The following is a 21,207-nucleotide window of genomic DNA, read 5'->3' as shown; positions in this document are numbered from 1 at the left end:
AAAGGAGGCATTATGTACGATTTTAATTTTAATATATCAACCAAGATATTATTTGGTAAAGACCAACTAGATAATCTTGCAGATGAGATAAAAAAATATGGAGAAAAAGTACTCCTTGTTTATGGAAGAAATAGTATAAAGAAAATTGGACTTTATGATAAAATCTTAAAAATTTTTGAAGATAATTCTATAAATCACTTCGAACTTTCAGGAGTAGTACCAAATCCTAGAATTGATAAAGTACGTGAAGGAGTAAAAATAGCTAAAGAAAATGATGTTGATTTTATCCTAGCAGTTGGTGGGGGATCTGTAGTAGACTCAGCTAAACTTATTGCAGCTGGGTTTTATACTGAAAGTGATCCTTGGGAAATTGTAATAAAAAATGAAGAAGTTAATAATGCCTTGCCGTTGGGAAGCATTTTAACCCTTGCTGCGACTGGATCTGAAATGAATGCTGGATCTGTTATAACAAATGAAGAGACTGGCCAAAAACTAGGTTGGGGATCTGAATATGTAAGACCAAAATTTGCAATTATGAATCCAGAATTCACCTATAGTGTTGATTCTTATCATACTGCAGCAGGAACTGTTGATATTATGAGCCACACAATGGAAAATTATTTTACTTTAAACGATGGTGCTTACCTAGACGATAGATTTGCAGAAGCTATTTTAAAAACTTGTATAAAATATGGTCCAATTGCAATTAATCAAGGAGATAATTATGAAGCAAGAGCAAATCTTATGTGGGCAAACTCTTGGGCAATAAATGGTCTAATAAGTGCTGGAAAAAACATTGATTGGTCAGTTCATCCTATGGAGCATGAACTATCAGCATTAAGAGACATTACTCACGGCGTAGGTCTTGCAATTTTAACTCCAACTTGGCTAGAATATTGCCTAGATGATGAAACTAGTGAGAAAATTGCTACATTTGGATATAATGTGTTTGATATAGAAAAATCAGGGTCCAAAATCAATGATGCAAAAAAAGCTATTGAAGCCTTAAAAGAATTCTTTAAATCTCTAGGAATAAATCTAAGTTTAAAAGAACAAGGATTTAAAGAAGACGAATTGGAAATCATGGCAAAAAATTGTTTATCTAATAAAAACAAAAATCAAATAGATGGTTTTAAACCTTTAAAAGAATCCGATGTATTAAATATCTACAAAAAAGCTTTTTAGGATAGTTATAAATGGATAGTATAGAAAAACTCGCTCAAGGGCTCTACAAAGAAAATAATTCTATAATTGTATACAAAAATGGAATAGGATATTTAGTAAATAAGAAAAAAGATGAAAAAATAAATGTTAGATCAATCTCAAAGACCATTCTAGCCCTAGCATGTGGAATTGTAATTGGTCAATACAATGATTTTGATGAATACACTTACATTTATCCTATTATTAAAAATAAGATAAGCTTAAAAAATAAAAAAAATGAAAGATATTTAAAACAGATAAAAGTAAAGCATTTGTTGACTCATACTGTAGGATATAGGGATATACTCTTAATGAGTGAGGATATAAATAAATTTAATATAGACAATTTATTAAATGAAGTTATAAATTATCCAATTTACTATAGGCCTGGAACACATTTCTTATACTCAAATGCTAGTTATTATATACTATCTGCTACTTTACAAGAGTTTATCGGAACAGATTTATTTAAATTTATAGATGAAAATCTATTTGATCCTTTAAATATAAAGAATGCAAAAGCTGATAAATATGGAGCCTATTTAGCAGGTGCGACTAAATTTTATTTATCTACTGATAATCTTTTAAATATCGGGAAATTACTCTTAAATAATGGAAAATTTGAAGGAAGACAAATAATTAGCCAAGCATGGATTGAAAAAATGAAGAATCCATTATTTAAAAATGATTTTGAGATTAAGAAAAATTATTTGTCAGAAGATTATTATGGTTATAGTCTTTGGATATCAAAGAATGGTATTACATTTGCATCTGGTACAGGTGGGCAATTGATTGTATTGATGGAAAAATCAAATACAATAATAGTGACGACAAATAATGAATCGTCAAATAAAGATTATAAGATAAAAAGTGATATTGATAATATAATTGAAATATTAAATAGGGGGTAAGTATGGATTACGATTATATTAATGAAATGACACAAATTTATGAAGACCACAAAAATTTAACAAATAAATTGAATCAGGCTTTACAAGAGTTTAAAGATCATCAAAAAGAATTAGAAAAATTAGAAAAATATTATTATAGTGATAAATTTTCCAATGACTATGATGCATCTAATAAGGGTGAAATACCTAGTGAAATTAACCAAGGAATTTTAACTGAAGATGCTATATATGATTTACTCGGTGATAATTACTATATGGCACGTGAATTACTAGACTTAGCAAACTATATTATACAAGATAAGGAAGAATAGATTGGAAATATCCAGTCTATTTTTAAATTAAAAAAACTGCGGCTTAGACCGCAGTTTTAATTTGGTGCACCATCAGAGGTTCGAACTCTGGACACCCTGATTAAGAGTCAGGTGCTCTACCAACTGAGCTAATGGTGCGAAGTAAAATACTTTCTTAGTATACGCTTACATTAGCTATTTGTCAAATTAATATATTTGCCAGATATGAGCTATCTGATTACTAATTTCATCATATGACCAAGGTCTCATAGTGTTTTTCACGCTATTTGGATCATTTATTAAAAATTTACCATCTTTATAAGAGTCAATTACAAAAATATGACCAAATAATGTGAAATAGCCTCTATCAACAGAAACAATAAGAGGTCCTTTTTTTAGAGCATCTATCATTTCCTTTTCATTTAAATTAATGTCTTTTGATTTTAAATTATATTTAGTAGCTTCATCTGGGAAAAATGACCAGGAAACTCCTTCATTAGTCATATAATTTTTTGCATCTTTTGATATTTTATCGGGTGTAATAGTTGGATCATCTTTAATTCTTGATAAAACCATTGCAGTAGATGTGGGACCACAGCCAGAAATCCCTATATTTCTAAGTCCCAATTCATTGTATGCCCATCTGTTATCCCACTGAAGATAAAAAGGAGTTTTTCTTCCAAGTTCAATAGATTCTCCTGGTGTGTTTGGAAAATCAGTGATATTGTGATTCATGTTGTATACAAATTCAACTGTATCAGGATCATTTCCTGTAAGATAGGCTTCGACATTTGTAACATTAAAAAAATTATCATAAACCCATTGAGCTTTTGGATTTTGATCTATGTGTTTTTCGAGATTTTTAATTATATCTTCTTTAACATCTGACTTTGCTTTTGGAGTAAAATTTTCTTTATACTGTTTTTCATTTTCTACGATAACTTCAGATAAAGATTTGTCATTTGATTTTAAAAAAGTATTAATTGCTAACTCATTTATCTCAGAGACTATATTCATATTTTCTTGATCAATTAGTCCTTCATTTTTGTTTCCCAAGCTACTAGTACATGAGCTTAAGGAAATGAGTAAAATTGGGACTAATAAAATTTGTTTTTTCATACAAATATTTTACTCAATTGTATCTATCATTCAATAGCTTTTGTTTTTTAAAATATTGTGGTATCATAGCATAGTAATGTTTCTTGGCACCCATTACGAAAAAAAAATCAAGGAGAAAAAATGAATAAAAAAAATAATTTTATAAGTGATACTAACTTTTTAGTTAGATCAGCAGTTGTAGCTGCTCTTTATGCAGTCTTAACTTTAGTCGTACCTATGCCACAATACGGTCCAATTCAATTTAGATTTTCTGAAATATTGGTATTATTAGCTTTTTATAATAGAAAATATATTCCAGGACTTGTATTAGGATGTGCAATTGCAAATTTGTTTAGTCCTATGGCTTGGTTTGATGTAATTTTTGGTACATTATCATCATATATTGCCTTTAGATTTATGCAAAAGACTGATAATTTATTTGTTGCATCACTTTTCCCAGTACTATTAGTTGCTGTTCCAGCTTTAGGAACATATTTCTTACTAGATAGTTCTGGTGCATTCATAACAATGCTATTTTCATTTATGGCTAGCGAATTTGTTATGGTAAGTATAATAGGAGTAATTATCTTTAAGATACTTGAAAAGAATAAAGCACTTATGAATAATATAATAGAATTTTAAAAAAGCTCCCGTAGGGGAGCCTTTTATTTTGTCAAATTTTATTAAGTTTATTTATTATACCTTCGATTTCATCTAACTTTTCTTTAGCATCATTTGCATTATCATTTTCAAGTGCCTGGTAGACACAATGATTAAGATGAGCTGAAAGTACATCTTTATTGATGTTTTTTAATATTGAAATTGAAGCCATAACTTGGTTGCTAATATCAATACAATATCTATCTTCTTCAACCATTTTTATTAGGCCGTCGATTTGACCACTGACGGTTTTTAATTTTCTGATAGTTTTTGCTTTATCAGCATGCATTATTTGTATTCAATACCGTTAAATTCGTATCCTGCTTCAGTAATTGCATCTTTAATTTGATCTTCATCTACACTACCAAAGTATTCTACTGTAGCATTTTTTTCATCGAGATTTACAGTTGCATTTTCAACAAATGCTAATTCTTTTAATGCTTTTTCAACATGATTTTTGCAATGTTCACAAGTCATTCCATTTACATTCACTACTAATTTGTTTGTATCTGTCATTTTTTCTTCTCCTTTTATTTCTTTATTATTTGATAGATTTTGATATTCATTGTTTGATGCGTTTTTTTCTACTTCATCTATAGCTTTTTGATTTTTAAACTCTGGTTTAAATCCTCTTAGTCTTAGTGAGTTTAAACATACGAATACAGATGAAATACTCATTGCAAAGGCTGCAAACATTGGATTTAATGTGATTCCTTTAAATGGATATAAAAGCCCTGCTGCTACTGGGATTAGTATTACATTGTAAAAGAAAGCCCAGAATAAATTTTGCTTAATGGTCTTTATAGTTGATTTTGAAAGTTCAATTGCACTTACTATATCTAGTAGTGAATTTCTCATCAATACAACATCTGCAGAGTCTATAGCAACATCAGTACCATTACCAATGGCCATACCTATATCACTTCTTGCAAGAGCAGGCGCATCATTAATACCATCACCTACCATAGTTACTTTTTTACCCATATCTTGCAATTGTTTTACAACTTTATCTTTATCTTGAGGTAGGACATCAGCAAATTTTTTATCAATACCTAAGTCAGATCTGATTGCTTCTGCTGTTTTTTCGTTATCTCCAGTTACCATAGTTACTTCATAACCTAGATTTTTAAGCTCATCTATAGCAATTTTTGAAGTTGCTTTTGGTAAGTCCTTAGCAGCTATTAGACCGATTAATTGATTTTCATCAGCAAAGTACATAGAAGTCTTACCTTCATTTGCATAAGTATCAGCTACTTCAATATAGTTTTTAAGATCTATATTATTTTCTTTCATTAGCCTTAAATTACCTGCTAGGTATCTTTGACCATTATATGTTGCGCTTATTCCTTTACCAGAAATAGCGTTAAAGTCTGATACATTCTCTGGAGCTATATTATTTTCTTCAGCATAGGTAACTATTGCATTACTTAATGGGTGTTCAGATGAATTTTCTATAGAAATTGCAAGTTTTATAAACTCATCATAGTCTATATCAGTTTTTACATCTGTAACTTGAGGTCTACCTTCAGTAATAGTTCCTGTCTTGTCTAGAAGTATTGTATCAACTTTGCTTAAGTTTTCTAAACTTTCTGCACTTTTAAATAATAAACCTAGTTCTGCGGATTTTCCAGTAGAAACCATTATCCCCATCGGTGTAGCTAGTCCTAGGGCACATGGACAGGATATAACTAAAACTGAAATCATTAAATTTAATGCAAATTCAAAACTATAGCCTAGTGCCATCCATACTATGAATGTAACAATAGAAATTAAAATTACAGCTGGTACAAATATAGCTGAAATTTCATCTGCCATTTTAGCAATTGGAGCCTTGGTTTCGTTTGCTTCATTTACTAGATTTATAATTTGGGCAAGAGTTGTATCTTCTCCAACTTTGGTGGCTTTAAATTTAAATGAACCTTCTTTGTTAATAGTTGCAGTGATTACTTCATCTCCAACACCCTTATTAACAGGAATAGATTCACCAGTTAATGCTGCCTCATCAAGTAGGGAAGAGCCTTCTATAATCTCACCATCCACTGGAATAGAATCTCCAGGTCTAATTAAGATTATATCTCCTTTTTCTATCTCAGAAACATCTACGCTTTTTTCCTTACCATCAACAAGAATTGTTGCTTTTTTTGGTGCTAGATTTATTAAATTTTCTAGGGATGCTTTAGTTTGACCCTTTGATCTAGCTTCAAAATATTTACCAAGAGTTATTAAAGTTAGAATCACAGCAGCAGACTCAAAATAGAGGTTATGCATATATTGATCTATAATTTCTGGTTGGTTAAATCCGAAACCATAGGCCATTCGCATTATAGCAAAAATACCATAAAATGTTGCTGCACTAGCACCAAGAGCTACTAGGGTATCCATGTTTGGAGCCTTATTAAATAATCCTTTAAATCCATTTATAAAAAACTTTCTATTTACTACTAATACTGGAATAGTTAATATAAATTGTATAAAGGCGTTATTTATAGAGCCTTCTCTTCCTTGCATAAAAGAGGGAACTGGCAAACCGATCATAGGTCCCATAGCTATATACAAAAGTGGGATTAAGAAAACCAATGATACTCTTAACCTAAATCTGGTATTACTTTCTTCTTGGTCTTTTTCTTTAGGTTTGTCAGCAGTAGTTGATTTTTCTTTATCTTTTAAGCTAGCTCCATAACCTATTTTTTCTACAGCATGGATGATGTCATCACCGCTTAGTTTATCTTCATCATAATCAACGCTCATAGATTCGTTAATTAGATTTACATTTACCTCATTAACACCTAATTTTTCAACTGCTCTTGTAACATTAGCCTGACAAGACGCACACGTCATGCCTGTTACATCAAAGCGTTTTTTCATAATACCTCCTCTCACACCCATAGGGGGTGTTAATAATACTAAACTAATTTATACAAATAAATCAAGTAATGGGTAAAATTAGTCAAAGGAGATTGTTATGAAAAGATATGAATTGTTATTTAAAGGCAGAGTCCAAGGAGTAGGTTTTAGATATACATCAAAGATTTTAGCTACTAAGTTAGACCTTACTGGTAATATTGAAAATTTATATAATGGAGATGTAAGATGTTTTATTCAAGGAGAAGAAAAATCAATCAATAAATTTATAGAAGAGCTAAAAAATCAAAAATTCATTAAAATTGATTCGTGCAAAAAAGTTGAAAATAAAATAATTGAAGATGAAAGTACTTATAAAATTATTGGATAGTGATTGATAAGTTAGTTTTTTAAGATATATTAAATTTATGAGTGTAAAAAATAAATTAACAAAAGAAATAGCAAAAATTGTCAGGGCAGGGCTAAGGCTTACTAAGCATAACGCAACTTCTTTACCTGGCTATGTTGCTTATAAATTAGATAAAAATATTTTAAATGAGTTGTCAAAAAATACTAAGTTTATATTTGTCACAGGTACAAATGGTAAAACAATGACAACCCATTTTTTAGTAAATATATTAAGACAACGTTACGATAAAGTTTTTACAAATGAATCTGGATCAAATATGGTCCAAGGCATCATTACAACTTTATTAGATAATCCTTCTAGCGAGGAAACTATTGCCGTTCTAGAAGTTGATGAGGCAAATCTAGTCAGGATTGGTCAAAATATAAAGCCAGATTATGTAGTATTTACAAATATATTTAGAGATCAAATGGACAGATTTGGGGAAATCTATAATATTTTTGCAAAATTAATGGATGGTATGAAAGTCATGCCTGATGCGAAAATAATTGCTAACGGTGATTTGCCTATATTTAACTATGAACAAATGCAGAGTTTTGATAAAGCCTATTTTGGGATTCGTGATTATAAAAATGCAAGTAGTGATTATGATTTAAATGCCGAAATTAATTCGGATGGCATACTTTGTCCTAATTGTAATCATGTATTAAAATATAAACTTAATAATTATTCTTCACTGGGTGATTATTCTTGTCCAAATTGTAATTTTAGAACACCTTATATAGACTATCCGATAGATGAAATTGTAAAACTTGATGCAAATTATTCAGAGTTTAAAGTCGATAATGAACTTTATAAAGTAAATGTCGGTGGATTATATAATGTATATAATGCTCTTGCTGCTTTAAGTGTAGCTAAGGAACTTGGACTAAGCTATGAGGAAATTTATGAAGGACTTCATAGCCAAAAAAATGTTTTTGGTAGGCAAGAAAACATAAACATTGATGACAAAAATATTACTATAAATCTTGTGAAAAATCCTACTGGTCTAAATCAAATTATTGATCTAATGCTACTAGAAGAAAAGCCAGTATCTTTAATTTGCTTATTAAATGATAACTATGCAGATGGAACAGATGTAAGCTGGATATATGATTCCTACTACGAATGTTTAAGCGCTCTTGATATAAAAGATATCTATGTTTCAGGAAAAAGAAAAAAAGATATGAAAAGGCGTTTAGAAATAGCAGAAATTTATAATGGTGATATTGTTGAATTTGACTTTGAAAATGAAATCTTTGATATTGTAAAACAATCCAAAACTGATAATATCTATATTTTATCTACTTATACTGCTATGCTTAAATTAAGAGAGGTATTAGGCTTATGAAAAAAATTAAAATTTGCCACCTTTACGGAAATCTATTAAATACTTATGGCGATGTGGGAAATGTTATGGCATTTGCCCATGAAGCAAGAAAAAATGGTTATGAGGTAGAAATTGAAACGATTAGCATAGCAGATTATTTTGATGCTGAAAAATATGATTTTGTATTTTTTGGCGGTGGTCAAGACTATGAGCAGAGGATAGTTCAAACTGATCTATTAGAAAAAAGAGAACAACTATCAAAATATATTGAAAAGGGTGGAGTATTTTTAGCAATCTGTGGAGGATACCAACTATTAGGTCAATATTATTATGATGCTTACAATAAAAAAATAGAGGGATTGAATATTTTTAATCATTACACTGTAAATCAAGAAAATGGTAATAGATTCACAGGAGCTATTAAAATTAAAGATTATAATAATGGACAATTATATGAAGGATTTGAAAACCATGGTGGCGTAACATATCTATCTGAAAACCAAAAAGCTTTTGGTAAGGTTATTGAAGGCAATGGTAATAATGGATCAGATACCACTGAAGGATTTAGATACAAAAATACAATTGGTACATATCTACATGGACCTTTACTTGCAAGAAATGAAGATTTATGTAAAGAATTATTTAATATTTCTATAAATAAAAATTTTGATAATTAGAATCATATTAAAATTTATTTGCATTTATAGTTAAATTGGCAAAATAATTTGATAAAAGTATATTTAATTTGATATTTAGTGTATAATATCATTGTAACTAAACAGATTACTTTATACTCGGGGGAACAATGACAGATTCAAAATTAAAAAATCAACAAACAGATGAATTATTTGAAGCAATTCTAATGCTTAATAATATAGAAGAATGCTACTCATTTTTTACAGATATTTGTACAGCTAGAGAAATCCAATCAATAGCACAAAGATTACATGTTGCAAGATTACTAAAAATAAGAAAAACTTATAATGTTATTGAAGAAGAAACTGGAGCATCAACAGCTACTATATCTAGGGTCAATAGATCTTTAAACTACGGATCAAATGGATATGACCTAGTTTTAGACAAACTTATAGAAAAAGATTTAAAAAAGCAAAGAGAAGAAAAGTAAATCTTAAATAAATATATATTTTAAAAGAGGAGGCTTAATGTCTACTCTTTTTTCATGTGGTATAATAAATAGATAAGGGGGATGTGATGATACTTGAAGGTTTAAACGATAAACAAGCAGAAGCAGTGCTTCATAAAAAAGGACCTCTTTTAGTCCTTGCGGGTGCTGGTAGTGGTAAGACTAGGGTTCTTACAACAAGCATTGCAAATTTGATTAAAAGTGAGGGAATAGACCCTAGAAATATCATAGCAATCACATTTACCAATAAGGCAGCAAATGAGATGAAGCAAAGAGTTGCTAGTCTATTGAATATGGATGTTAGTCATCTATGGATTGGTACATTTCACTCAATTTGTGCTAGAATTTTAAGAATGAATATTGAAAAAATTGGATATAGCTCTAATTTTACAATATATGATACAAATGATCAGAGAACTTTGATAAAAGAGATTATAAATGATTTGGGTTATAAGGATGAAATAAGTCCTAGAGATGCCCAAAATATTATTAGTTCTTTAAAAAATAAATCTATTACTCCAAATCAGTTCCTGAAAATAGATAGCTATTACCGAAATCACAATGAATACTATGAGATCTACCGTTTGTATGAAAAACGTAAGTATGAGTATAATTCTCTAGATTTTGATGACTTAATCGAAAAAGTTTTAGATATTTTTAAAAAAGACCAACAAGTTTTAGAATACTATCAAAAGAAATTTCAATATGTATTTGTTGATGAATATCAAGATACGAATGCTTCGCAGTACGAGCTTATCAAATATTTTGCTGGATATCATAATAATGTAATAGTTGTGGGTGATGCTGATCAATCAATTTATAGTTTTAGGGGTGCAGATATAAGCAATATCTTAAATTTTGAAAAAGATTTTAAGGACGCTAAGGTAATCAAGCTTGAACAAAATTATAGGTCTACGTCAAATATTCTAAATACTGCAAACTCACTAATTGTAAATAACATAGAAAGAAAAGACAAGAATTTGTGGACTGCTAATGAAACTGGCGATGAAGTAATTTATAAAAATAATTCAGTCGAAAGTGAAGAAAGTAAATTTGTAGTCGATGAAATCAAAAAATTAGTAAACCAAGGATACTCTTATAGAGATATTGCTATCCTATACAGGACTAATGCTCAATCAAGACCCTTTGAAGAAGTCTTGATGAAAAATTTAATTGATTACAAAGTAATAGGTGGTCTGAAGTTCTATGATAGAAAAGAAATTAAAGATTTAGTCTCATATTTAAAAGTTATTGTAAATCCAAAAGATGATGTTGCACTAAAACGTATCATTAATGAACCAAAGCGTGGAATCGGTGATAAAAGTGTGGAACAGATGAATAAAATTGCTTCTGATAACAATATTTCTATTCTGGAATTAATAACAGATTCAGGATATGAACAGTTATTATCAGATAGACTTAAAAAACTAGCTTACAAATTCTATAATCCTTTAAGAGAAATATTTGATAATGCATTAAAATATACTATAACCGATCTCATAAATGAAGTTTTAGACAAATCTGGTTATTTAAAAGTATTAGAATCAAGCTATTCAGTAGAAGATAGAGCTAGGATTGACAATATCAATGAGTTTATCAGTGCAGCCAGTGAATATGAGGAAAATAATCCAGATGATACTATCTATGATTATTTAGAAAACCTTAGTTTAATTTCAGAGCTTGAAAAAACCGAAGACAAAGATGACTCAGTAACCCTTATGACTATGCATGCTGCTAAGGGTCTAGAGTTTCCAATAGTATTTGTTGTAGGTATGGATGAGGGACTATTTCCTGGCAAAAGATCAATTGATGAAGGTAATGTTGAAGAAGAACGAAGGTTATTTTATGTGGCCATTACTAGAGCCCGTGAAAAACTATATCTAACTAGTAGCGAAGTTAGAAGAGCCTATGGAAAACCTGTATACTACAAGACATCAAGATTTATTGATGAGATAAAATCAAATATTAAAGAATTACAAAATTCATCATTTTCTTCATTTAATTCACGAACTTACGAGAGAGCTTCAAATGAAGATTATATGAGAGAAAAGACTCGCCAATCAGTTTTAGATACTAAGTTAAAGAAAAACGAAAATAGTGATGAGAGCTATCAAGTAGGCGATAAAATCATGCACTCAAAATGGGGCGAGGGTATGGTTGTCCAGGTAAAGGAAAACGAAGATGGTAATGAACTCGTTGTAGCATTTGATAAAAAAGGACTTAAGAAACTAAACCAAGACTATGCCCCAATTTATAAGGTGTGATATGGAAAAAAGAAACGAAATTAATGAATTAATAGAAAAAATCGAAGAGCTAAACTATCATTATTACACCCTAGATGCGCCGTTGGTATCGGATGCTGAATATGATAAGTTGTACGATAGACTTAAAGAATTAGAAAATGAAACAGGAATACACCCTGATAATTCCCCAACTCAAAAAGTAGGGGGAGAGGTCCTAGAAAAATTTGAAAAGCATTTTCATATTTCAAGGCTATATTCCCAAGACAAAGCCCAATCTTATGATGATTTAAAAGATTGGATAGATAGAGCAAATAGACTTCGTGATTCTTATAACGAAAATCAATACGATCAACTTCCTGAGCTAGAATTTGTATTGGAATATAAATTTGATGGACTGACCATAAACTTAACTTATGAAGATGGCAAACTTAAAAATGCTTCTACTAGAGGAAATGGAATTGTAGGTGAAGAAATATCTGCACAAGTTAGGACAATAAAATCTATCCCATTAGAAATTGAAGAAAAATCTTTATTAGAAATTCAAGGAGAAGCTTTAATGCCTTTATCAGAGCTTGAAAGATATAATAAAGAAAATGAATTTCAGTTAAAAAATGCTAGAAATGCAGCTGCAGGTGCCTTAAGAAATCTTGACACAAATGAAACAAGAAAAAGAAATTTAACTGCATATTTTTATAATATCTCAACATCCAATTTAGATTTTTCTACAGAAAAAGAGATGTTAGACTTTCTAAAAAAGGAAAATTTTAATATTCATCCTTATCACAAACTAGTAAAAACTTACGATGAAATAATCGCAGAACTAGAAAAAATCGAACTAGAAAGAAAAACTCTAGATATTTTAACTGATGGTGTAGTTATCAAAATAAATGATAAGAAAACCCAACAAGCTCTAGGTTTCACCAATAAATTTCCTAGATGGTCAATTGCATTTAAATTTGAAGCTGAAGAATACACCACTACATTGTTAGATGTAGTATGGAATGTAGGCAGAACTGGTAAAGTTACTCCTTCAGCAATATTAGAACCAGTTGATTTTTCTGGGGTAACTGTATCCCGTGCTACTCTTAATAACTATGATGATATCGAACGCAAAAAAGTAAAAATTGGATCTAAAGTATTTATCAGAAGATCTAATGATGTAATTCCAGAAATACTTGGTGTAGTTGATGAAAATCAGTCAGGTACAAGGCAGATTGAAAAACCTAGCCATTGTCCGTATTGTGATACAGAACTAATTGAGGGAAATGTTCATATTGTTTGTCCAAATTCTATATCATGTACACCTCAGCTCTTAGCCCGTATGGAGCATTATGCATCTAGAAATGCTATGGACATCGAAGGACTATCAGAAAAAACTATTGCCCAGTTAATGGAAGAACTTAATATTGACGATATATATGAAATTTATGATTTGAAATATGAAGATCTCATTAAATTAGATAGATTTGGGCCAAAAAAATCTCAAAATTTGCTAGATGCAATACAAGCCAGTAAAACACGTGATTTAAATCGATTTATATATGCTATTGGCATTCCAAATGTTGGAGAGAGAACAGCTAGAGATTTAGCAAATAAATTTGAAAAATTTGAAAAGATTAGAAATGCTACTGCAGACGAATTAGTTGAAATAGACGACATTGGTCAGATAACTGCAGATAATATTGTAGATTTTTTTGAAGATGAGAAAATTAATAACGGTATAGATATACTGTTATCTAAGGGTATCAAATTAAACGAAGGTGAAAATATAAGGGAAGAAATCTCAAATGAGCTAGAGAATAAAACTTTTGTAATCACTGGTACTATGGAAAACTACAAAAGGGAAGATATAAAAGAATTAATTGAAAAAAATGGTGGAAAAGTAACTGGTTCTGTCTCAAAAAGTACAGATGTTGTTTTGTGTGGACAAAAGGCAGGATCTAAGTTAACTAAGGCTAAGGAATTGGGTGTTGAAGTTTATGAAGATGAAAAGCTATACAATTTCTTAAAGCAATTAGAAGGGAAGTAAGATGGAAGCTAAAGAAGTAGAAAAAATTTATAGACTGGCAAATTTAAGCCTAGATGGCAAAGATGTAGAAGATTTGTCTAATAAATTTAATATTGTAATTGATTTTATTGAAGACATTTTTGATGTAGATACTGAAGATATAATAATGACTGAAAGTATTGATTCGCACAAGGTAGTTTTTAGAGAAGATGAGGCAAAAGAATCTTCTAGTCGTGACGACGCTTTAAAAAATGCTCCAGATAAAGAATTTGGTTATTTCAGATTAGATTGGAATTTATAGGAGATTTTATGAATATAGAAAATTTAGTAAGCAAATTTAAGTCTGGTGAAATTTCAGTAGTTGATTACACAAAAAAAAGTTTAGAAAAAATTAAAACAAATGAACATAATGCTTATATTTCTTTTGATGAAGAAGATTCTTTAAAAAGAGCTGAGTATTTAGATAATAAACTTAAAAGTGGAGAAGAACTAGGAAAATTATTTGGTTTACCAATTGCTGTTAAAGATAATATTTCTTATAAAAATATGAACATGACTTGCGCATCTAAAATGTTAGAAGATTTTACTCCTATCTATAATGCCACAGTTGTAGATAATTTACTTAAAGAAGATGCTATTATCATTGCAAAAACAAATATGGATGAATTTGCTATGGGTGCTAGCTCTAAAACATCACATTTTGGAGTTGTAAAGAATAATCTAGATACATCAAAGATTGCAGGAGGTTCTTCATCAGGCTCAGCAGTTGCAGTATCAAATGATGATGTATTAGTAGCACTGGGTACTGATACAGGTGGTTCGGTTAGAGGACCAGCTTCATATACAAATATCATTGGGTATAAACCAACATATTCATTATTAAGCCGATATGGTGTAGTATCTATGGCTAATACCTTAGATCAAGTAGGAATCTTTACTCAAAATATTGATGACCTTAGATTAATATCCTCAATAACTTCATCTCCTGACGAAAATGATATGACTGCTATTTTAGATCCATTTGAGTACAAAAAAGAAGATTACGATTTTAATGGCAAAAAAATTGCTGTAATAAGTACAGACAGTGTTCTTTACGAAGGCATTGAAGATGCTGTAAAAGAAGATTATAAGTTAGCCTTAGATCGACTTAAAGAATTAGGTGCTGAGCTAGTAGAAGTAAAATTAAACTACGCAGTTTATGCAAATCCTGTTTATAACATCGTTATGAGTTCTGAAGTATCTTCAAATATGAGTAGATTTGATGGTGTAAGATACGGTCATCAAACCAATGAGTACAAAGATATTTCTGAATTATTTGTAAAATCAAGATCTGAAGGACTTGGAGAAGAAGTTCAAAGAAGAATTGCTCTTGGAACTATGTATTTATCTGCAAGTGATGACCAAAAAATATATAAAAAAGGTTTAAAATTACGTACATTGATCAAAGAAGAATTAGAAGAACTATTTGATAAATATGATTTGATAGTAACACCTACTACTACAAATTTACCTCCATCAATTGATGAAGAAAGTGAGAAAGATCCACTTTCAGATTTTAAAGCTGATGGATTTAATGTAATAGTAAATCTTGCCGGTATGTGTGGACTTTCTGTCCCAGTAAGAGAAGGTATATCAGGTTCCATTCAATTTATTGGAAATAGATTTGATGATAATAAAGTAATTAACGCAGCAGATAAGTTTTTAGGGGAGGCAAAATGAATACAAAAACAATAATAGGTCTAGAGATCCACGTGGAGCTAGCAACTAATACCAAAATATTTTGCTCTTGTAAGAACGAATTTGGAGCTGTACCAAATACAAATGTTTGTCCTGTTTGCCTAGGCCATCCTGGTACATTACCAGTAATGAACAAAAAGGCTGTAGAACTAGCTTTAAGAGCTGGACTTGCATTTAATTGCGATATTGCAAATGATCAAAAAATGGATAGAAAAAAATACTTTTATCCAGATCTTACAAAAGGTTATCAAATCACTCAATATGACAAGCCATATGCGACAAATGGTTTTATAGAACTTTCAAACGACAAAAAAGTTGGTTTGATTGAAATTCATATGGAAGAGGATACAGGTAAATCAAATCACGATGAAGAAGGTAGAACTCTAATGGACTATAACCGTGCAGGAGTACCTTTAATTGAGATAGTAACAAAACCTGATATAAGCTCACCAGATGAAGCTCGTGAGTTTGTAGAAACACTAGCTTCAACATTAAGATTCTTAGAAGTTTCAGATTGTATTATGGCCCAAGGATCTATGCGTGTAGATGTTAATATCAACATGCAAGATATAGATTCAGGGAATAAAACTAACATAGCTGAGATTAAAAATATGAACTCAATTAAGGCTATCGAACAAGCTTTGGCTTTTGAAGTAAAACGTCACACAGAGCTTCTTGAAAAAGATGAAATGGGCACAAAGGAAACAAGAAGATGGGATGATGAAAAACTAGAAACCATCCATATGCGTGATAAAGAAGTAGGAAATGACTACAGATTTTCAGTTGATGGTGATATACCAGAAATTTATTTAGATAATGAGTATATCAATGAAATTAGAGAGAATCTCCCAGAACTTCCAGCTAAAAAGCAAAGTCGCTATATAAAAGAATATGAAATGACTGAATATGATGCTAATCTCTTGGCTAATGATAGAGAACTAGCTGAACTTTTTGAAAAAACAAACGATATTGTAAATGATCCAAAAATATCAGCAAACTGGATACTTACAGAATTATCTAGAAGATTAAATGAAACTGAGCAAAGCCCATCAACAATGAATTTATCAGTAGATAACTTTGCTAAATTAATTAAACTTGCCAAAGAAGACAAGATTAATAATAATGTAGCAAAGAAACTTTTACGTGAAATCTACGAATCAAACGAAAATCCTGAAAAGCTAGCAGAGGAAAGAAATCTGCTTCAAATTAGTGATAGTGGATTCTTAAAAGAGGTTGTAGATGAAGTGCTAAAAGAAAATCCAGAATCAATTGAAGATATTAAAAATGGAAAAGACCGAGCTTTTGGTTTCCTAGTTGGTCAAGCTATGAAAAAGACTAAGGGAAAGGGAAATCCGGTAGAAATAACAAACTTATTAAAGGAAAAAATAGGAGAATAGGAGTGGTTAACACTCCTTTTTTTAAAATATGAATATACTTATAAAAAATACTAAAATTCTGACAATGAATGATGATAAAATAAGAAATGATAATATTTACATAAAAAATGGAAAAATATTTAAAATAGGATATGTTGAGGATTTCAATGCAGATAAAATTATCGATGGCCAAAATTTTATAACTATGCCTGGATTTATCAATGCACATACCCATGTGGGCATGAGTTTTTTTAGGAATTATGGTAATGATAATGAACTTATGACATGGCTTACTAACTACATTTTCCCTGCAGAAGAGAAACTAAATGAAAAGTTAGTTTACTATGCTTCACTTTTATCATTTGCAGAAATGATAAAAACAGGTACTACAACTTTTGCTGATATGTATTTTTTTGAAGAAGAGACTATAAAAGCTTTAGATCAAGCAAAACTACGAGCACAAATTGCACGTGGTCTATCAAGTCCAGATCAAGATGAACTTAGAATCAAAGATTGCATTGAATTGTATAAAAAATACAATGGTAAAGATGGAAAAATTGAAATAGCTTTAGGACCACATGCTGTCTATACAACTGATAAAGAATATTTACTAAAAATATCAAAAGTATCTAAAGAATACAATATGCCTATTCATATTCACTTATCAGAGACTGAATTTGAAAATGAAGAGTGCATGAAAAGATATGGTCAAAGTCCTACAGAAGTTTTTAATGAATGTAATATCTTTGAAAATAGGACAATTGCAGCCCATGGTGTCCATCTATCCGATAGTGATTTAGATATTTTAAGCGAAAAAAACGTATCAATTTTACATAATCCATCTAGCAACCTAAAATTATCATCTGGTATATGTGATGTAACAAGATTGATGGATAAAGGAATCAATGTAGCTTTAGGTACTGACTCTGCTTCAAGTAACAACAAGCAATCTATGTTAAAAGAAATTGAAATTGCAGCATTAATTTCAAAATTAAAAGCTGCTGACAATCTCAAAGCTTATGAAGTATTAAAAATGGCTACAATTAATAGTGCCAGGGCCTTGGGAATCGAGAATAAAGTAGGGACAATAGAAGAAGGAAAATGTGCTGACTTAATAATGATTGATATTGATAATATAAATCATATTCCTAATAACGATTTAATTGCCTCAATTTGTTACTCAACATATGAAAATGATATTTCATATGTATTTATAGATGGGGAATTAATTTATGAAAATGGGGAATATAAATATCTAGATATTGAAGATATCAAAAAAAATGTAAAAAGATTAAGTAAAGACTTATTATGATTGGAATAGATATAGTAAATATAGAAAAATTTAAACAAAAAGCTAATAAACATTTTATAAATAAACTCTATTCTGACCTAGAATTGAGTTATGCTTACAAAAAGGAAAATTATATTCAAACTTTAGCTGGTATTTTTGCAGCAAAAGAAGCTGTTATTAAAGCAAATAATTTAAATTTATCAGCAATATTAAGAAAAAAAATTGAAATCAAACACATACATGATAAGCCGATAGCATTTATAGATGGATATAAAATTAAAGGTGATATTTCAATAAGTCATGATGGAGATTATACAATTGCAATTTGCAAAATGAAAGATGATAGCTATATTAAAATAAATTCTGAAATGAAAAACTTGATGCCAAAAAGAGATTCTGATACTCATAAGGGAGATTATGGAAGAATTGCTATTGTAGGCGGAAGTGATGGTATGGCTGGTTCGGTTTATATGTCTAGTATGTCTTCAATGAGAACAGGTGCTGGACTTTGTTACATATTAGCTCCAAAATCGATATCAACTATATTACAAATCAAAGCAAATGAGCAGATAATTAGAGAGATTAATTGTGATAATTATTATTATGATGAAAAAATAGCAAAAGAGATTATTGCTCTATTAGAAGATAAGGATGTTGCTGTAATTGGACCTGGAATGGGAAATGAGAAAGATTTAAATAAGTTAATAGGAGAAATAATTTCAAAATCTCATATTGATATAGTTATAGATGCAGATGGTTTAAATGCTTTAAGTAAAGATTTAGGTATTTTAAAGACAAATAATAGTATAGTGCTCACTCCCCATCTTGGAGAATTTTCTAGACTTAGCAACTTATCAATAAAAGAAATTAAAGACAATGAAGAGGAAATAGCAAGAAATTTTGCTAGAAAATACAATGTTATATTAGTTTTAAAATCAAATCACACCATTGTAACGGATGGTAAAAATTTATATAAAAATGAAATAGGCAACTCAGGAATGGCTACCGCAGGTTCAGGAGATGTATTAACTGGTGTAATAGCTACTCTTATGAAACAATTAAATTCATTTGATGCAGCTAAACTTGGGGTATATATACATTCACTAGCAGGTGATATCGCTAGTCGAAAATTTGGAAAAGATTCTTTGATCGCAACAGATATAGTAGAAAATATATCAGAAGCAATGAAATTAATGAGGTAATTATGTTTGAAAGTTATGTAGAAATTGATATTGACAAGTTACTATTTAATATTAAAAATATTAGAAAAATTAATCCTGATTCAATGTACTGTGCTGTTCTTAAAGCGAATGGATATGGTTTAGGTGCTTTTAAGATCGCAGAAGAAATAGAAGATGAAGTCGACTATTTTGCAGTGGCAAGAGTAAGTGAAGCACTATCTTTAAGAGAAGCAGGCATAACTAAGCCGATATTAATCCTTGGGGCTGTTTATTATAAAGATGCTCAAAAATGCATTGATTATAATATAGATATACCTATATTTGATTTAGAGTATGCAAAAATAATTAATCAAAATATTAATGGGAAAGTAAATGCTCACATATTACTTGATACAGGTATGGGTAGAATTGGATTTCGTAATTTTGAAAAAGATAAAATAAAAGAATTAAGACAACTAGAAAATATAAATATAATTTCTGTTTTTTCCCATTTATCCACTGCTGATGAAGCTGACACCGAATATACAAATGAACAAAAAGAAAAATTTATAGAAATGACTCAATACATTCATGATGAGTTTGATTTAGAATTTGTTCATTTAGCTAATAGCGCTGGAGCTATTAAACATAAAATCACTCGCGATATGATGAGAGTAGGAATTTCAACTTATGGACTTTATCCATCCGATTTTTTAAGAGAAGAAAAAGACATTGAATTAAAACAGTGTTTTGAATTTAAATCTAGAGTTATTTTTGTAAAAGAAGTTGAAGAAGGCACATCAATTAGTTACGGTAGAACATTTATTACCGAAAGGCCGATGAAAATTGCTACTCTAAGTATTGGATATGCTGATGGATACATTAGAGCATTTTCAAATGTTGGTGAAGTTATGATTAATGGTAAACTATGCAAGGTCTTAGGTAGAGTATGTATGGATCAAATGATGGTAGATGTTACCGACATAGATGTATCAACAGATGATGAAGTAATTATCTATCCTGATATTTATAAAGAATCACAAAAAATTGGAACTATCCCTTATGAACTTATGACTTCAATAAATTTAAGGGTTCCTAGAATTTATAAAAAAAGTGGTAAAATAATTAGTATAGATAATTATTTAGGAGAAATCTATGAAGATTAAAAGAGGAGATTTGTTCTATGCAGATTTATCTCCAGTTGTTGGTAGCGAGCAGGGTGGAGTTAGACCTGTTATAGTTGTGCAAAATGATGTTGGGAATAAATATTCCCCAACTATCATTGTTGCTCCAATTACCAGTCAATTAAACAAGGCAAAACTTCCCACTCATGTTAAGATAAAAGGTAACGAATTTGGTCTACCTAGAAATAGTGTGGCGCTTTTAGAGCAGTTAAGGACTATTGATAAAAGAAGACTAAGAGAAAAAATCGGAACATTTGATGATAGGGTTATGATAAAAATAAATGAAGCAATGTCAATATCCCTAGACTTATCAACTGATTTTTAA

Annotated in this window: 20 protein-coding genes and 1 tRNA gene; 17 read left to right on the top strand and 4 right to left on the bottom strand. The window is 30.0% G+C overall.

Going from position 1 to position 21,207, the window contains the following annotated elements; translation table 11 throughout:
* Positions 1 to 12 precede the first annotated feature (12 nt).
* From JNO63_RS01790 to JNO63_RS01780, 3 genes are read left to right on the top strand one after another with little or no spacing between them, the layout of a single operon-like run.
* The gene (locus tag JNO63_RS01790; protein WP_203126627.1) at positions 13 to 1,185 is read left to right on the top strand and encodes an iron-containing alcohol dehydrogenase; all 1,173 of its coding nucleotides are present in this window, start codon (positions 13 to 15) and stop codon (positions 1,183 to 1,185) included.
* Positions 1,186 to 1,196: 11 nt separating this feature from the next.
* Positions 1,197 to 2,114 (top strand): serine hydrolase domain-containing protein, encoded by a 918-nt coding sequence (locus tag JNO63_RS01785; RefSeq protein WP_203126626.1) that lies wholly within the window; start codon positions 1,197 to 1,199, stop codon positions 2,112 to 2,114.
* 2 nt (positions 2,115 to 2,116) lie between these two features.
* On the top strand, positions 2,117 to 2,425 hold the full coding sequence (locus JNO63_RS01780) for a DUF4298 domain-containing protein (RefSeq protein WP_203126625.1): 309 nt from the start codon (positions 2,117 to 2,119) through the stop codon (positions 2,423 to 2,425).
* Positions 2,426 to 2,487: 62 nt separating this feature from the next.
* Here JNO63_RS01780 and JNO63_RS01775 read toward each other — a convergent pair.
* Positions 2,488 to 2,563, bottom strand: a tRNA-Lys gene (locus tag JNO63_RS01775).
* Between the two features lie 48 nt (positions 2,564 to 2,611).
* Positions 2,612 to 3,523, bottom strand: coding sequence for a C39 family peptidase (locus JNO63_RS01770; RefSeq protein ID WP_203126624.1), 912 nt, complete (start codon positions 3,521 to 3,523; stop codon positions 2,612 to 2,614).
* Positions 3,524 to 3,643: 120 nt separating this feature from the next.
* Here JNO63_RS01770 and JNO63_RS01765 point away from each other — a divergent pair, with 120 nt between their 5' ends.
* Positions 3,644 to 4,144: a QueT transporter family protein gene (locus JNO63_RS01765; RefSeq protein ID WP_203126623.1), complete on the top strand. Its 501-nt coding sequence runs from the start codon at positions 3,644 to 3,646 to the stop codon at positions 4,142 to 4,144.
* A gap of 31 nt (positions 4,145 to 4,175) precedes the next feature.
* Here the strand turns inward: JNO63_RS01765 and JNO63_RS01760 are convergent, their stop codons facing one another.
* The gene (locus tag JNO63_RS01760) at positions 4,176 to 4,451 is read right to left on the bottom strand and encodes a metal-sensing transcriptional repressor (protein ID WP_203126622.1); all 276 of its coding nucleotides are present in this window, start codon (positions 4,449 to 4,451) and stop codon (positions 4,176 to 4,178) included.
* Entirely contained in the window at positions 4,451 to 7,027 is a 2,577-nt protein-coding gene (locus JNO63_RS01755; protein WP_203126617.1) for a heavy metal translocating P-type ATPase, read from the bottom strand. The genes JNO63_RS01760 and JNO63_RS01755 overlap by 1 nt, the downstream gene beginning before the upstream one ends.
* A 97-nt stretch (positions 7,028 to 7,124) precedes the next feature.
* Between JNO63_RS01755 and JNO63_RS01750 the strand changes: the two genes are divergently transcribed.
* From JNO63_RS01750 to JNO63_RS01690, 13 genes are all read left to right on the top strand, one after another.
* Positions 7,125 to 7,394, top strand: a complete 270-nt coding sequence (locus tag JNO63_RS01750; protein WP_203126616.1) for an acylphosphatase — start codon at positions 7,125 to 7,127, stop codon at positions 7,392 to 7,394.
* Between the two features lie 37 nt (positions 7,395 to 7,431).
* A complete protein-coding gene (locus JNO63_RS01745) occupies positions 7,432 to 8,760 on the top strand; it encodes a Mur ligase family protein (protein ID WP_203126615.1) in 1,329 nt (442 codons plus the stop codon).
* Positions 8,757 to 9,416 (top strand): type 1 glutamine amidotransferase, encoded by a 660-nt coding sequence (locus tag JNO63_RS01740; RefSeq protein WP_203126614.1) that lies wholly within the window; start codon positions 8,757 to 8,759, stop codon positions 9,414 to 9,416. The genes JNO63_RS01745 and JNO63_RS01740 overlap by 4 nt, the downstream gene beginning before the upstream one ends.
* 128 nt (positions 9,417 to 9,544) lie before the next feature.
* Positions 9,545 to 9,865 (top strand): YerC/YecD family TrpR-related protein, encoded by a 321-nt coding sequence (locus JNO63_RS01735; protein WP_203126613.1) that lies wholly within the window; start codon positions 9,545 to 9,547, stop codon positions 9,863 to 9,865.
* Between the two features lie 86 nt (positions 9,866 to 9,951).
* The gene (locus tag JNO63_RS01730) at positions 9,952 to 12,147 is read left to right on the top strand and encodes an ATP-dependent helicase (protein WP_203126612.1); all 2,196 of its coding nucleotides are present in this window, start codon (positions 9,952 to 9,954) and stop codon (positions 12,145 to 12,147) included.
* 1 nt (position 12,148) lies between these two features.
* Positions 12,149 to 14,155: an NAD-dependent DNA ligase LigA gene (ligA, locus tag JNO63_RS01725; protein WP_203126611.1), complete on the top strand. Its 2,007-nt coding sequence runs from the start codon at positions 12,149 to 12,151 to the stop codon at positions 14,153 to 14,155.
* 1 nt (position 14,156) lies between these two features.
* Positions 14,157 to 14,435, top strand: coding sequence for an Asp-tRNA(Asn)/Glu-tRNA(Gln) amidotransferase subunit GatC (gatC, locus tag JNO63_RS01720; protein WP_203126610.1), 279 nt, complete (start codon positions 14,157 to 14,159; stop codon positions 14,433 to 14,435).
* 8 nt (positions 14,436 to 14,443) lie between these two features.
* A complete protein-coding gene (gene gatA, locus JNO63_RS01715) occupies positions 14,444 to 15,853 on the top strand; it encodes an Asp-tRNA(Asn)/Glu-tRNA(Gln) amidotransferase subunit GatA (RefSeq protein ID WP_203126608.1) in 1,410 nt (469 codons plus the stop codon).
* Entirely contained in the window at positions 15,850 to 17,268 is a 1,419-nt protein-coding gene (gatB, locus tag JNO63_RS01710) for an Asp-tRNA(Asn)/Glu-tRNA(Gln) amidotransferase subunit GatB (RefSeq protein WP_203126607.1), read from the top strand. The genes gatA and gatB overlap by 4 nt, the downstream gene beginning before the upstream one ends.
* A gap of 64 nt (positions 17,269 to 17,332) precedes the next feature.
* Positions 17,333 to 18,559 carry an amidohydrolase gene (locus JNO63_RS01705; protein ID WP_338014974.1) on the top strand — a complete coding sequence of 409 codons (1,227 nt, stop codon included), beginning with the start codon at positions 17,333 to 17,335 and terminating at the stop codon, positions 18,557 to 18,559.
* Entirely contained in the window at positions 18,556 to 19,740 is a 1,185-nt protein-coding gene (locus JNO63_RS01700; RefSeq protein ID WP_203126600.1) for an NAD(P)H-hydrate dehydratase, read from the top strand. The genes JNO63_RS01705 and JNO63_RS01700 overlap by 4 nt, the downstream gene beginning before the upstream one ends.
* A gap of 2 nt (positions 19,741 to 19,742) precedes the next feature.
* Entirely contained in the window at positions 19,743 to 20,864 is a 1,122-nt protein-coding gene (gene alr, locus JNO63_RS01695) for an alanine racemase (protein WP_203126598.1), read from the top strand.
* Positions 20,854 to 21,207, top strand: a complete 354-nt coding sequence (locus JNO63_RS01690; protein ID WP_203126596.1) for a type II toxin-antitoxin system PemK/MazF family toxin — start codon at positions 20,854 to 20,856, stop codon at positions 21,205 to 21,207. Before alr ends, JNO63_RS01690 begins: the two co-directional genes overlap by 11 nt.

Origin of the sequence: Anaerococcus sp. mt242, assembly GCF_016798225.1 — a bacterium.
In the GTDB taxonomy this organism is placed as follows: domain Bacteria; phylum Bacillota; class Clostridia; order Tissierellales; family Peptoniphilaceae; genus Anaerococcus.
The sequence above is the reverse complement of the archived record's forward strand: the minus strand, read 5'-3'. Positions and strand labels throughout refer to the sequence as shown.